The organism is Stappia indica, from assembly GCF_009789575.1.
In the GTDB taxonomy this organism is placed as follows: Bacteria; Pseudomonadota; Alphaproteobacteria; order Rhizobiales; family Stappiaceae; genus Stappia; species Stappia indica_A.
Map to the genome: position 1 here is coordinate 1,945,705 of NZ_CP046908.1, position 13,442 is coordinate 1,959,146.

Genomic DNA, 13,442 nt, shown 5'->3' on the forward strand with positions numbered 1-13,442 from the left:
GCTCCCTCCCCCCGTGTTCCCTCCCTCGCGTCCCGTTACAGCAGGTCGAGGATCTCCACCCCGTCCGGCAGCCCGTCCCGGTCGACGGCGACCGAATAGTCGGAGAAGGCGCGGGCCGGCGGCATGTTGTCGAGCCGCCGGTCACCGAGCGGATAGGCCTCGCCGTCGACCACGCGCTCGATCCTGACCCGGTCGAACAGGGCATGGGCCGGCGCATTGCCCAGAACATTGTCGTGGCGAAAGGCAATGATGCGGCGCGCCGACATCTCGCCGCGCGCGGCGGAGCGGTCGTGCTCGAACATGGTCTTCAACGCGGCAAACAAGTGCTCCAGGTCGCCTTCAGAAAAGCCGGTCTTGCGGGCCAGCGCGGCGTTGACGAAGACATGCGCGCGGTAGAGGCCGTAGGGCACGATATGCTTGCGCCCCATGGTGCGGTTTTCCGTCCGCTCCTCGCCCTCGCCCGTCTTGTCGCGGTCCTCCTTCTCCCGAGCCGTGGTCGCCGCCATGCGGGTGATGGAGATCTCCAGCGGCAGGATCGGCTCGACCGAGCGGGCGAAGGCGATCTGCACCGGCCCGCGCACCTGGCCGGCATTGATGCCGGTGCTCATCACCGCACCGAAGGCGCGCACGTCGAAGAAATTGTCACACATGAAGCCGGTGATGGCGCGCGCCTCATCGTCCGTCTGCGGATTGAGCTTGGCTTCCTTGGTCAGCTTTTCGCTGTCGCCGCGCACCGCGCGATAGGCCTCGCGGTGCTGCTCGTTGAGGATCGAGCCCTCCTGCACGTAGATCCGGTAACCGGGCTCCTCGCCGCGCGCCAGTTCGGTGTAGTTGCGGACCTTGCGCTTCAGGCTGACATCCGACACCAGGCCCATGCTGGTCTCCGGGTCCATGCGCGGCAGGTTGCCCGCATCGGGATCGCCGTTCGGATTGCCGTTGATCACGTCGAACAGAAAAACAATGTCGTGGCGATTGGAAAGGGCCGTCATGCTGCATCCTCCCCGGCGGGCTCGGCCGCGCCGGTCTTGTCTGTCTTGTCGCTCTTGCTCGGGAAAAACGCGTTGCGCTGGTGGTAGTAGCCGAGCGCGAACAGCGACTGCTGACGATCGGGCAGATGCGCCGGGAACGGATCGTCGCCGGGGCTCATCACCTCCATGATGTCGGCAATCGCCCTCTCCAGCACAACGCGGTGTCCGGGGCGCTGCTTGCCGATCCGCGACAGATGCGGCATCGACCCCGAGGCGAGATGGGCGAAGACCTTGCGCGGCTGCGACGAGGCGGCACCGTAATACTTGTCCTTGATGGTGGCGTTGACGTTGCGCCCGAGCGCCGCCGTCTGCACCTGTTCGTAGACCGCGAAGAGCCGACCAAGCAGATAGCCGGGCTCGCGGCAATCCAAGTCCAGTGACACGGGCACCTCCCCCTTTAGCGTTTTCGCGAAATTCCTGATGAGAACGGACTTCAGGATGCCGACCCGCAGGGCGTTGACGTCGCCATCGGCGCGCAGCCGCTCCAGCACGCTGGACATCAGCGTCAGCGGATAGGGCGCGTCCGTCAGGATCGCCCGCATCCATTCGCCGGCGAGATTGGGACGGATGTTCTCCGACTTGCGCAAGGTGGCGGTCTCGATCAGCAGCCGCCACATGGAGGGCGCGGCGTCCCTGGCCGGCGGCTCCACCCGCAGCCGCGCGATATGGCGGGCATAGCGCTCGGCGAGCACCGCGAACTCGTCCTCGACATAGAAGCGCACCGACAGCCGCGCGGCATTGGGCGCAAGGCCGAGCACGTGGAACCGCACGCCCTGCGGCAGATCTGGGCGGAACTCGTCGACCGGCAGGCCCTGGCGGATCTTGTCCAGGATCGTGCCGACCTTGGCCGCTTCGACGTTCTCGTCGACGGCGCTGTCCATCGCCGCGCCGCCGGGCGCTTCTGCAAAGATGCCGGAGAAGACGGCTTCGGCGACAGCGGCACCGCTCCCATCGGCCCAGAAGACGGTGGAGGCGTCGCCGACCTGGATGCGATGGCCGCTGTCGCGCTCCAGGAAGCGGTTGAGCGCGGCGACATAGGCAAACGCGGCCGCCTCCGACACCGGGGCATTGTCGCCCTGCTCGTGTCCATAGGAGGTGAAGGCATCGAGGTTGAACGAGACGATGGAGGCGCCGGACGACTGCGCGCCCCAAACGCCCTTGATCGCCGGATGCAGCCGCGCCACCGGGCCGACGGTTCCGGTGGCAAGGCACACGGCCTGCGACGCCGTGCCTCCCGCCTGCAACCGCTCCCAGATCCGCCGCGCGGCCGGCCGGTCATGCAGGCAAAGGCCGCGCAGCCGCTCCTCCTCCAGCGCGAAGACGATGTTCTGGTCCTTCATCTCCTCCGGCCAGTCGAGATCGGCAAACATCTCCGGCCGCCACCAGTCGAGGAAAGCGAGCAGCGCCGTCAGCCCCGGATCCTGCGTCCCGGCGAGCCATTCCCGGTGGCTGGCGACGAACGCCGAATGTTCCTGGCCGGTGCGCTTGCCAGCACCGGCGGTCAGCCCAAGCACATAGGAGGTCTTGTCCCAGAGATAGTTGGGCGCGATGCCGGAGGTCCGCTTTTCCGGCCTCGGCACCGCCATCATCCGCGGCAGGCGCTTGCGGCCCGTCCCCTCGCGCAGATCGACAGGCGCGATGGCCGGCCGGCCGTCGCGGGTCAGCGAAACGAGAAACGAGATCTTTTCCTGGCTGTAGCCGAAGGGCGGCACCTCGCCGCGCTCCAGCATGCGATCATAGGCACCGACCAGCGCCGTCAGCATGCTCATCGCAGGATCTCCGCCGAGCCGGGCTGCGGCACGCGCACGACGCCGTTGTCCAGCCTTGCCCGGAAGAACAGGCTCCCGCCGCCGCCCGCATGGTCGATGTCCCACAGCATGAAGCCGAGATCGCGCGTTTCCGCGATCGGCTGCGGCAGGGGCTCGCCCGGCTCGACCAGGCGGAAGTCGGCGACGAATTCGCGCGTGCCAAGGCACGGCTGATGGAAGCACTGCCCCTTGCGCGCCCGCCGGTTGAAGATGTCGAGATGCTTGCCCTCGCTCTCGCCCGCATCGGCCTTGGGCGTCAGCTCGAAATGCGCCGAGATGACATAGGCGACATCGTGCAGCACGGTGGCGGCGCGCTGCTGGCGGTTTTCGTCCGCCACCAGCATCAGGCTGCCGATCTCGCCGGATTTCATCGCCGAGCGGATCTTGCCGACCGGCGCCTTGGCCCCGACCTCGTTGCGCCGGATCGACTGGAAGCGGATCGGCCTGAGCACCCGGATCTCGTCGATCACCCAGCGGATCGCCGGCTTCCAGTGGATGGCCTCCAGGATGCCGCGGGCGGCGGACGGCGTGATCACGTCATAGGAGACGCGCTCGACCTTCATTTCCGGCCTGGTGAAGCAGGCGTAGTCGCCTGAAACGAAAAGTTGGATCCCGAACGGCACGGCCCCCTCCGCTTGAAAACGGGCGTGCCGATTCCCCAACGCGACCGTCAACGGACATGCGAGCGGTCAAAAATATCTTTTTCGGCAACGCACTATCAAAAAACTGAAACTACAGATGTGTCGATCTTGCGATCACAGGATGTACCCGTCAAGCGACAACTCGTCGCTTCGTTCCCATTCCAGACCCGTCTCGCGCGTGTAGAACTGCGGGGTGGCGAGCACCGCGAACTGGTCGCCGAAGCCCTCGACGAAGGACAGATGGCCATTTGTCCTCAGCCTGTCGCAGTCGGGGCGCGGCACCTGCACGAGATGGCGCTGCAGCGCGCGGGCGGCCGCGCCCGGCGGCATGCGTTCCGCTGCCAGCGCTGCCAGCGCCGCTTTCGCCTCTTCCTCCCGGGGCACGATCACCGGCGCCATGCGCTCCTCGATCAGGCGGAAACTCTCCGCAACGCTGCGATAGGCGAGATCGAGCGTCCCGGCGCTTTCCCGAAAGCGGGACAGGACCTTGTCGCGGTCGAGCGCCTCGCCCTTGCGCCAGTAGACTTCCTCGAAATACGCAGCGATCGCGGCAGGCGAGAACAGGTCGTCATGCCCGCCGGCCATCGCGGCAAGGGCACTGGCGAACCCGGCGATCTCGCGCGGGGTCGAGGCATCCGCCGGCCGGAAGACCGTGACGATGCTGTCGGCGACGGGCCTGCGCCCCTCCCGGTTGCAACGGCCGGCCGCCTGGACGATCTGGTCGAGCCCGGCCTCCGCGCGCCAGACCCGCGGAAAGTCGATATCGACGCCGGCCTCCACCAGCGATGTCGCGATGAGACGGCAGGGCCGCGGATCCTGCGGGGCGAGCCGGAGCCGCACCTCGGCAAGGAGCGCCTGCCGGTCGCTCGCCGTCTGGCGGGTGCTGAGATGGACGAGCCCGGCAAGCCCCGCCGCCATCGCCTCGCGGTAGAGCGACAGCGCGTGGCTGCGGCTGTTGACGATGACGAGCCCCTGCTCGTGGCCCGCCAGTTCGCCGATCAGATCCGCATCGCTCATCGCATCGCTCGCACGCCGCAAGGTGACGCGCGCCAGCCGGCGATGAAGGCCCTCAGGGTCCGGCGCCAGTTCGCGCTCCGGAGACAGCTCGAGCCCGCCATCGAAGCCCCGTACGCCGGGGCGAGAGGGGGCACCGAGAGCGGGCTGGGTCGCGGTGCAAAGCACGATGGTGGCGCCATAGTTGCGCGCCAGCTCGTCGAGCATTGCAACGCAGGGACGCAGCACATGCAGCGGGATCGTCTGCGCCTCGTCGAGCACGATGACCGCCCCGGCGAGGTTATGCAGTTTGCGGCATCGCGACGGGCGGGCCGCGAACAGGCTCTCGAACAGTTGCACGTTGGTGGTCACGACCACCGGCGCTGCCCAGTTCTCCATCGCCAGCCGCATCTTGTCCCGGCTGGACCGCTCCTTTCCGTCCTCTGCGTCGATGGCGCTGTGATGCTCCAGCACCACGTCCTCGCCGAGCACCTCGCGGAAGATCGACGCGGTCTGCTCGATGACGGAGGTGAAAGGGATCGCATAGACGATACGCGACAGACCGTGAATGCGGGCATGGTCGAGCGCAAAGCCCAGGGACGCCAGCGTCTTGCCGCCGCCCGTCGGCACGTTCAGCGTGAACAGACCGGGCGGCAGGGAGGCTTTCGCCCTGACATGCGTCAGGATATCGGCGCGCAGGCCATTCAGCTCGTTGGGGCGCGCATCGGCCTGCTTCCGCGCCATATGGGCGTCGAACCGTGCCGTCAGATGAGGGTTGATATCCGGCAGGCGCGGCCAGTCGCGATCCGGCGTCAGGTCGGCCGCGGTCTTGAAGAAGGCCTCCGTATCGAGAAAGTCGGCATCGACGAGGCAAGAAAAGATCATTCGCCCCAGCACCGAGAGCTGGAAGGGCAATCGCGCCCGCTCCCGATGCGGGCAAAACGCCTGCTCCAGGGCGACCATCCATTCGGTGCCCAGTTCCTCCCGCCAGGCCGGGTCGAGCGGGTCCAGCTCCTTCTTCAGCCGCTCAGTGAGACCGCCCACTCCCTCCCCGTCGGCCAGCCCGGCGTGGTGGCCGGCAATGGCATGGGCGACGAGCTGGGCAATGAGGCGGTCGCTCCCGCCGGGGAAGGCGGCGAGGGTCTCGCGCGCGCCGGCGGTCGAATGGTCGGGACCCTTGCCCTGCCCCGTCCGTTCCCCCCGGATATAGGCAAGGAACTGCGGGTTGTACTTGCCAAGGTCGTGCAGCAGCCCGGCCAGCGCCGCAGCCCGGGAGGCGCCGAAGGGTCGCGCGAACTCCGCCGCGAGCCGTGACACCTGCAGAAGATGCTCGGCAAGAGGTTGCCAGCGCTCCTCCGACTCGCCGGGCAATGAATGAGCGAAAAACATCGGGTTCTTTCAATATCGCGAAATTCGAAAGACACGATGAAACAACCCTGCGCCGACAATGTCAAAGCCCTGCCGCCCGGACCGCATCGCCGGCGATGGTCCGGGCAAAACCATCCACAACGGCGATGGACCGACGTGCCTTATCCACGCAAAAGGGCCCGGCCGCGTTTGCGCGACCGGGCGAGCACGAGCGCCGCCTCAGGCGCGCAGCGACCGGGCGATCGCGTCCATCCAGATCGCAACCGCCGTTGCACCCGCATCGGCATGTCCGAGCACACGCTCGCCCAGATAGCTTGCCCGTCCGAGCTTCGGCGTCATCTCGGCGGTCTTCCGGGCGCCCTGTGCAGCGCCGGCAGCGGCGGCATCGAACGCTTCGAGACCATTGCGATCTTCGCCGCGCGCCGCGCGCCATCCCTCGATCGCACCCGAAAGCGCGTCGAGCATCGTCCGGTCGCCGGGCTTTGCGCCGCCGGTCGCGGACACGGCCTCGGCCGCCTCGGCCAGGGCCTTGCCCCACAGATCGGCGGACGGCGCGGCCTCGCCCTCGAGCAGCCTTGCGACCCGCATCAGCGCAATCGCATAGAAGGGACCGGAGCTGCCGGCGATCTCCCGGCGCAGCGCCAGAGCCAGCGCGTCGAACGCCTTGGAGGGCGTCGAGAACTGCCGGGCGGCGACAGAGCGCAGCGCCACGGCCCCGCGCACCATGCTGGCGCCCAGATCGCCGTCGCCTGCGACGCTGTCGAGCTCCGTCAGCTTCTGCTCGGCCGCATCGAGCGCCTCGGCAATCGCCAGCATGGCGTTGCGCACGGCGCCCGAAACCGGACCGTCGACCTCGCCGGCAAGGATGTCGTCGGCCGCAGCCGGCGCATCCACCGCCGTCTTCTGCGTGATCACGCCCGGTCCCGGCCAGGCCGGAGCCGCCGTCTCCTGGTCGATCAGCGCGGAAAGCTCGTCATCCAGCGGCATCAGCGAGAGGGAGCAACCCGGCATTTCCAGCGCCGTCATGAAATTGCCGACCCACACGCGGGCAACGTTCACGCCGCGGCGGGAGAGATCGTCGAGCGCGTTGCCGGCCACGATCATCAGCTCGAGCTGGGTCGTCGCGCCGAGCCCGTTGACCACGAGCCCGATCGGCTCGCGGGCACGCTCGCCCAGATCCTCGACGAGACGGTCGAGCATGTCCGACACGATCCGGTTTGCCGGCAGCATGGCGGAGCGACGCGCGCCCATTTCGCCGTGAATGCCGAGGCCGAACTCGATCTCCTCGTCGCCGAGCGTGAAGCTCGGAGCCTTGGCCGAGGGCAGCGTGCAGGACCCGAGCGCGACGCCCATGGAGCGAACCGCATCGGCGGCACGGGCGGCCAGCTGCGCGACGACGGCAAGCTCCCTGCCCTGCTCGGCCGCAGCGCCCGCGACCTTGTGCACCAGGACCGTGCCGGCGATGCCGCGTCGCCTCTCCCGGGCGACGATGCCCTCCAGCGCCGCGTCGTCGCCGACGACAACGATCTCGGCCGGAATGCCGCCGGCGCGGGCAATCTCCGCTGCCAGGCCGAAATTGAGCCGGTCGCCCGTGTAGTTCTTGACGATGAGAAGCGCGCCGGCCGGGCCCGCCGTCGCCTGGATCGCCTCAAGCACCGCATCGACGCTCGGCGAGGTGAACACGTCGCCCAGCACCGCGGCCGTCAGCATGCCGGCGCCGACATAGCCGGCATGGGCCGGCTCATGGCCGCTGCCGCCGCCGGAGATGATGGCGACCTTGCGATGCTCCGGCGCCGGCAGGTCGGCGCGCAGCACCACGTTCCGGCCGACGATCCTGGTCAGTCCCGGCTGCGAGGCAACCAGGCCAGCAACCATTTCTGCGACGGCGTTCGCGGGATCGTTGATCAGCTTCTTCATATCCATTCCCCAGATGTGGTCACACGCTCAGGTCGGTGCTTGCGCCAAAACGCCCCGCGCGACAAGCTCGCGATAGTTGTCCTCGCTGCGGAAAATTCTCTGGAGCTGAAATTGTTAGAGCGCCATCATCGCTCGCTGATGCTGATGGCTGATGGAGGAAGCCCGCGCCTTGAGCCATTTATAAGCCCCGTCGGGCAGGGTCTCCCAGCTGATGCTGTTCCCGCAGGCAGGAGATCTGCCGGAGGCGGTTCGCAGGACCGCGCCCCGGCAGATCGAGCTTTTTTCGCTTACTTCGGGACGGCCGGCACGTGCCAGTCGTCCCACAGCTTGGCGATCGCGGCGTAGTCCTCGCGCGCATAGCCTGCGCGGGACGCCATCTCGTAGACCGAATGCGCGGCCTGGATCGCAAAGAGGGGAACGCCCTCCGTCTGGGCAAGGTCGAGCGCCAGGCGGGAATCCTTGCGTGCTGCGTCCAGCGGCATGCCGCCGGCATAGTCGCCTTCCACCACCCGCTTGGCGAAGCGGTAGGTCAGCGGCCGGTGCAGGCCCATCTGCGGATCCGACAGCAGGCCGATCAGCTTGTCGATGGACACGCCCGTCGCCGTCGCCATCGAGCCGGCCTCGGCAACCACGACCATGACGGCGTGGGCAACCGCGTTGTTGATGACCTTGGCGGCCGCGCCGGTACCCAGCGGGCCGAACACCGTCTGCTTGTCGGCAATCGCGTCGAGCACCGGCTGGCAGGCGGCGATGGCATCGCTCTCGCCGCCGATCAGCAGCGAGGCGGTACCCGCTTCCATCTGGCTGACGCCGGCCATCAGCGAGGCATCGATAACCCGCAGGCCGTGCGGTGCGAGCGCATCGCGGCAGGCGAAGATGTCCTGCGGATTGACCGTCGAGGTCTCGACCACCACCGCGTCCTTGGGCAGGTGCGGCGCGATCTGGCGCAGCACCGCGAGCGAGGCCTTGGGGCTCGGCAGGCACAGCACCACGATCCGCGTCTGCGACAACGCCTCGGGGCTTGCGATGGTCTCGGCGCCGAGCTCGCCCTGCGCCCTGGCCAGCATCTCCTCGTTCAGGTCGAACACCTGCACCGGAAAGCGGGCGGCGATCCGCTTGGCGAGCGGAAAGCCCATATTGCCGAGACCGTAGATGGCAACCTTCGAAATATCGGTCATGGAGACTCCAGAAACTCTCAATTCGTTGTCGGGACGGATCACTTGGCGATGGGCAGCGGGTTTTCGTGCAGGCCGAAATACATGCTCTTCACCTGCGCATAGAGGCGCAGGCCGTCGATGCCCTTCTCCCGGCCGATGCCGCTGTCCTTGAACCCGCCGAACGGCGTGCTCGTCACGGACTGCTTGTAGGTGTTGATCCACACGGACCCGGCCTCGAGGGCGCGGCCCGTGCGCCAGGCCTTCTTGAAGTTCTCGGTCCAGATGCCGCAGGCCAGGCCGAAATCCGTGCCATTGGCCTTTGCGACAAGGTCCGCCTCGTCCTTGAACGGCAGTACCACCAGGACCGGGCCGAAAGCCTCCTCCTGACAGGAGAGCGCGTCGTGCGGCAGTCCGTCGATCACGGTCGGCAGGTAATAGGCGCCCGCCTCGTACGCGGCGCCCTCGGGAGCCGAGCCGCCGCACAGGATGCGTCCGCCTTCCGCACGGGCCCGCTCGACGAAGGCATGCACCCGGTCGCGGTGATGGAACGAGGCGAGCGGTCCCACCTCGACGCCCTTGGCGTCGGGCGCCGCCACCACGATACGCTTGGCGCGCTCCACCAGCCGCGTCACGACCTCGTCGTAGACGCTCTCCTCGACCAGCAGCCGGGAGCCGGCAACGCAGGACTGGCCGGACGACCCGAAGATGCCGGCCGCGACCGCCGCCACCGCATGCTCCAGATTGGCATCGGCGAAGACCACGTGCGGCGACTTGCCGCCGAGCTCCAGCGCCACCGGGACGATGCGCTCGCCGGCAACGCGGCCGATGGCCCGCCCCGTGGCCGTGCCGCCGGTGAAGGAGATCATGCCGACGCCCTGATGCACCACGAGAGCCGCACCGATATCCGCGCCGTATCCCTGCACCACCTGCAGCAGCCCGCCCGGAAGCCCCGCGGCCGCGGCAATGCGCTCCAGTTCCGGAGCGAGCAGCGGCGCGTCCTCGGACGGCTTCAGGATGACCGCATTGCCGGCGGCGAGCGCCGGCGCAACCTTCGCCGCATCGTTCATGATCGGCGAGTTCCACGGCGTGATGGCAGCCACAACGCCATAGGGCTCGAGCACGGTGAAGGACACGTAGTCGCCGCGCCGCGGGGTGACGTCCGTCTCCAGCGTCTCGCAGACGGAGGCGTAGTAGCGGAACGTGCCGACCGCATAGTCGACCATGCCGCGGCACTCCGCGATCGGCTTGCCGTTGTCGCGCATCTGCAGCGCCGCGAGCGTCTCCTTCTCGGCCAGCAGGCCGTTGGCGATAGCGTGCAGAACCTCGGCCCGCTTGTGCGGCATCAGCTCTTTCCAGCCGGAGTCCCGGTAAGCTTTCTGCGCGCGGGCGACGACGGCGTCCAGCTCCTGCGGGGTGGTGATCGCAACGCGCGCGACCTCGGTGCCGTCGGCGGGATTGATGCTGACGAGTTCTCCGGCTTTCGTGCGGGTGTCCATGCCTGTGCTTGTCCTGTTGTGTGGTCGGGGCTGCGCTCAGCCGGCAGGCGTGTGAGGCTTGCGGCGGCGCAGCAGCGGGAGTGCGAGGATCGCCAGGATCGCGACGACGAGCACGATCGAGATCGGCGAGGAGACGAAGGAGAGCGGATCTCCGCGCGAGATCAGCAGCGCCTGGCGGAAGGAGGATTCCGCCATGGGCCCCAGGATCGCGCCCAGGACGATCGGGGCGATGGGATAGCCCGAGCGCGACAGCACGTAGCCGGTCACGCCGAAGCCGAGCATCAGCCAGACGTCGGCCATGGCGTTCGTCGAGGCGTAGGTGCCGAGCGAGCAGATGATCAGGATCATCGGCGCGAGCAGCGCGGCGGGAATGCGGAGCATGTTGACGAACAGCTTCGCGCCGACAAGGCCGAGGGCGAGCATCATGAAGGCGGTGAGCAGCATCTGCCACATGAAGCCGTAGACGACGTCCGCATGCTGGCTGAACAGCGCCGGTCCCGGGTTCAGGCCCTGGATCAGCATGGCGCCCATCATCAGCGCGGCGACCGAGTTCCCCGGCACGCCGAGCGCGAGCGTGGGGATCAGCGACGAGGCGTTGTCGGCATTGTTGGCGCATTCCGAGGCGGCGATGCCGCGCGGATCGCCCTTGCCGAAGCGCGAGGAGTCCCGTGCCGCACGCTTCTCCTCCGCATAGCTGAGGATACCGGCGAGATTGCCGCCCGCACCCGGCATGATGCCGATGATGACGCCGATGACGCCAGACCGGATCCAGGTGCGCGTGAAGGTGAGCGCCTCGCGCAGCTTGAGGCCGGCGCCGGTCAGGTCGGCACGGCTGCTCCCGCCTGAGGGGGACGCAAGCATGGCCAGCGCGGGAGGAATGGCGAAGAGGCCCGTCAGCATGACAGCAAGGTCGACGCCGCCGGCGATGTGGCGCACGCCGAACACCAGCCGCTCCGCACCGGTCATCATGTCCATGCCGACGAGACCGACCGCAACGCCGATCATCGCGGAGGCAAGCCCCTTGGCCGGGGCGCCGGCAAGCAGCAGCGACACGCTGGTGAGGCCGAAGATCGCGACCCAGAAATACTCGGTCGGACCGAACTTGAGGGCGAGCGTGACCAGCGGCGGCGCAATGATCATGAGCGCGAGCGCGCTGATGATCGAGCCGGCCGTGGAGGAGATCAGCGCAATGTGAAGGGCATATTTGGCCCGTCCCGCCTGGGCCAGCGGGTAGCCGTCGAACGTGGTGGCAACGGCGGAAGGCGTGCCGGGGATCCGCATCAGGATCGCCGGAATGGCACCCCCATACATGGAGCCGTTGTAGATGCCGGCCATCATGCCGAGCGCCACGAGCGGCGACATGGTGTAGGTGAACGGCAGCAGCAGGGCCATGGCGAGGGTCGCCGTGAGACCGGGAATCGCGCCGACGAGAATGCCGGCAGCGGTGCCAACGATCATCGCCAGGATGCTGTCGATGAGCAGGGCATGGGGAAGACCGGAGAGAACTTCGATCATGTCAGCCTCCCAGGATCAGTTCCGCCGGGAACGGCTGAGCGAAGGCGAGATGGAACACGACATAGGCCATGACGACAAAGGCGGCCGTTCCCAAGACGACGCGCACGGCATTGCGGTCTCCGCCGAGCACCGCCATCGCGGGGATGAATGCCAGGGAGGCGGTGAGAAAGCCGATCTGGCCGGCCAGCGCGATGAAGACGGCAAGCAGGGCAAGGCCGGCAAAGCCCTTGAACAGGGGGGCCTCGTCCGTGAGACGCGTGTCGCGGCCGAGACGGATGATGGACATCACCGACAGCACGATCATCGCGCTGCCGACCGCGATGGGGAAATAGGCGCTCGCCCCGGCCTGCCGGGTGCCGTCCCAGGTGACGACGGCCCCGACAAGCGCAACGAGGAGAGCCACCGCCAGCCGCTCGAGCGGCCGGACGGTGTTTCCCTGTGCCTGTTCAGGCGTTACTGCCACGGGGACTCGTCCCACATGGCCTGGTAGTCCTCACCCAGCTTCTGCACATGCTGCTGGAAATCAGCCGACGACTTGTAGGCCACCTCGGTGAAGAGCTCCTTGTTGCGCTCGATGAACGCCGGGTCGTTGGCCACGGCCGCAATGGCGGCGGCAAGCTTCTCGACGATGGCCGGATCCGTGCCGGCAGGAACGCCGACGCCGCGCTCGGAGAGCATCTCGACATCGACGCCGAGCGACTTGGCGGTCGGAACGTCAGGCGCCAGCGCGGACGGCTCGGAGCCGAAATGGGCGAGGATCTTCACCTTGCCTTCCTGGGCGTTGGGCATGGCCTCGCCGAGGTTCAGGGCAGCTGCGGACACGTGACCGCCCATCAGGGCTGTCCGGGCCGCACCGGCGGAGGCGAAGGGAACGTGGGTGAACTCCGCGCCGGTCGCCTTGGCGAGGTAGCGCATGGCAAGGTGGTCGTCGGTGCCGACGCCGGTCGTGCCGATGGTCACCGCACCCGGGTTCTCCTTGGCATAGGCGATCAACTCGTCGAGCGTGTTGAACGGGCTGTTGCCGGGAACCGAGATCGCGGACGGGTCGCGCACCAGGCCCGCCACCGGGATGATCTGGTCAGCCTTGAACGCCGCATCCTTGGTGATCGGGATGGTGAGCATCGGCGGCAGGTTCACGATGCCGATCGTGTAGCCGTCCGGCGTGGCGTTGGCGAGGGCCGCATGGCCCACTTCGCCGGCCGCACCCGGGCGATTCACAATGACCACGGACTGGCCGAGTTGCTTTTCCAGCAGCGGCTGGAGGGTACGTGCGGTAACATCGGTGCCGCCGCCTGCGCCATAGGCGACGATGAGTTCGAGCGACTTCTCGGGCCATTCGGCGAGAGCCGGGCCAGTGAAGATGGCAATGGCCGCAGCGGCCGTCATGAGTTTCCTGAGCACGATAATCCTCCCGGATCGTTGCGGGCCGGTCTTGTGCGGTCCCGTTGAAAAGTGCCGGCAGACCATACGTCCGGGCGGACGGCCGGCAAGTGAATTAGGGGCGGCATTTGCGCCGCCG

At 67.9% G+C, this 13,442-nt stretch carries 10 protein-coding genes; all 10 read right to left on the minus strand.

The window, feature by feature from the left end:
- Positions 1-35: 35 nt before the first annotated feature.
- Positions 36-989 (minus strand): type I-C CRISPR-associated protein Cas7/Csd2, encoded by a 954-nt coding sequence (gene cas7c / locus GH266_RS09200; protein ID WP_158193640.1) that lies wholly within the window; start codon positions 987-989, stop codon positions 36-38.
- Positions 986-2,797, minus strand: coding sequence for a type I-C CRISPR-associated protein Cas8c/Csd1 (cas8c, locus tag GH266_RS09205; RefSeq protein WP_158193641.1), 1,812 nt, complete (start codon positions 2,795-2,797; stop codon positions 986-988). The genes cas7c and cas8c overlap by 4 nt, the downstream gene beginning before the upstream one ends.
- The gene (cas5c, locus tag GH266_RS09210; protein WP_158193642.1) at positions 2,794-3,459 is read right to left on the minus strand and encodes a type I-C CRISPR-associated protein Cas5c; all 666 of its coding nucleotides are present in this window, start codon (positions 3,457-3,459) and stop codon (positions 2,794-2,796) included. Before cas5c ends, cas8c begins: the two co-directional genes overlap by 4 nt.
- Positions 3,460-3,591: 132 nt before the next feature.
- A complete protein-coding gene (locus GH266_RS09215) occupies positions 3,592-5,859 on the minus strand; it encodes a CRISPR-associated endonuclease Cas3'' (RefSeq protein ID WP_158193643.1) in 2,268 nt (755 codons plus the stop codon).
- A gap of 198 nt (positions 5,860-6,057) precedes the next feature.
- On the minus strand, positions 6,058-7,755 hold the full coding sequence (locus GH266_RS09220; RefSeq protein ID WP_158193644.1) for a dihydroxyacetone kinase family protein: 1,698 nt from the start codon (positions 7,753-7,755) through the stop codon (positions 6,058-6,060).
- A gap of 287 nt (positions 7,756-8,042) precedes the next feature.
- The gene (locus GH266_RS09225; protein ID WP_158193645.1) at positions 8,043-8,933 is read right to left on the minus strand and encodes an NAD(P)-dependent oxidoreductase; all 891 of its coding nucleotides are present in this window, start codon (positions 8,931-8,933) and stop codon (positions 8,043-8,045) included.
- A 38-nt stretch (positions 8,934-8,971) separates the two neighbouring features.
- The gene (locus tag GH266_RS09230) at positions 8,972-10,408 is read right to left on the minus strand and encodes an aldehyde dehydrogenase (protein ID WP_158193646.1); all 1,437 of its coding nucleotides are present in this window, start codon (positions 10,406-10,408) and stop codon (positions 8,972-8,974) included.
- A 36-nt stretch (positions 10,409-10,444) separates the two neighbouring features.
- Complete coding sequence (locus tag GH266_RS09235) at positions 10,445-11,923, minus strand: tripartite tricarboxylate transporter permease (RefSeq protein ID WP_158193647.1); 1,479 nt, start codon at positions 11,921-11,923, stop codon at positions 10,445-10,447.
- Position 11,924: 1 nt separating this feature from the next.
- Positions 11,925-12,386, minus strand: a complete 462-nt coding sequence (locus tag GH266_RS09240) for a tripartite tricarboxylate transporter TctB family protein (RefSeq protein ID WP_158193648.1) — start codon at positions 12,384-12,386, stop codon at positions 11,925-11,927.
- A complete protein-coding gene (locus GH266_RS09245) occupies positions 12,377-13,324 on the minus strand; it encodes a tripartite tricarboxylate transporter substrate binding protein (protein WP_199270488.1) in 948 nt (315 codons plus the stop codon). The genes GH266_RS09240 and GH266_RS09245 overlap by 10 nt, the downstream gene beginning before the upstream one ends.
- Between the last annotated feature and the right edge of the window lie 118 nt (positions 13,325-13,442).

What these genes read in the sequence shown, in the direction of transcription:
- GH266_RS09220 (WP_158193644.1), bottom strand. Translation starts at nt 7,755, where the DNA reads ATGAAGAAGCTGATCAACGATCCCGCGAACGCCGTCGCAGAAATGGTT.
- GH266_RS09215 (WP_158193643.1), bottom strand. Translation starts at nt 5,859, where the DNA reads ATGTTTTTCGCTCATTCATTGCCCGGCGAGTCGGAGGAGCGCTGGCAA.
- GH266_RS09225 (WP_158193645.1), bottom strand. Translation starts at nt 8,933, where the DNA reads ATGACCGATATTTCGAAGGTTGCCATCTACGGTCTCGGCAATATGGGC.
- cas8c (WP_158193641.1), bottom strand. Translation starts at nt 2,797, where the DNA reads ATGAGCATGCTGACGGCGCTGGTCGGTGCCTATGATCGCATGCTGGAG.
- GH266_RS09230 (WP_158193646.1), bottom strand. Translation starts at nt 10,408, where the DNA reads ATGGACACCCGCACGAAAGCCGGAGAACTCGTCAGCATCAATCCCGCC.
- cas7c (WP_158193640.1), bottom strand. Translation starts at nt 989, where the DNA reads ATGACGGCCCTTTCCAATCGCCACGACATTGTTTTTCTGTTCGACGTG.
- GH266_RS09235 (WP_158193647.1), bottom strand. Translation starts at nt 11,923, where the DNA reads ATGATCGAAGTTCTCTCCGGTCTTCCCCATGCCCTGCTCATCGACAGC.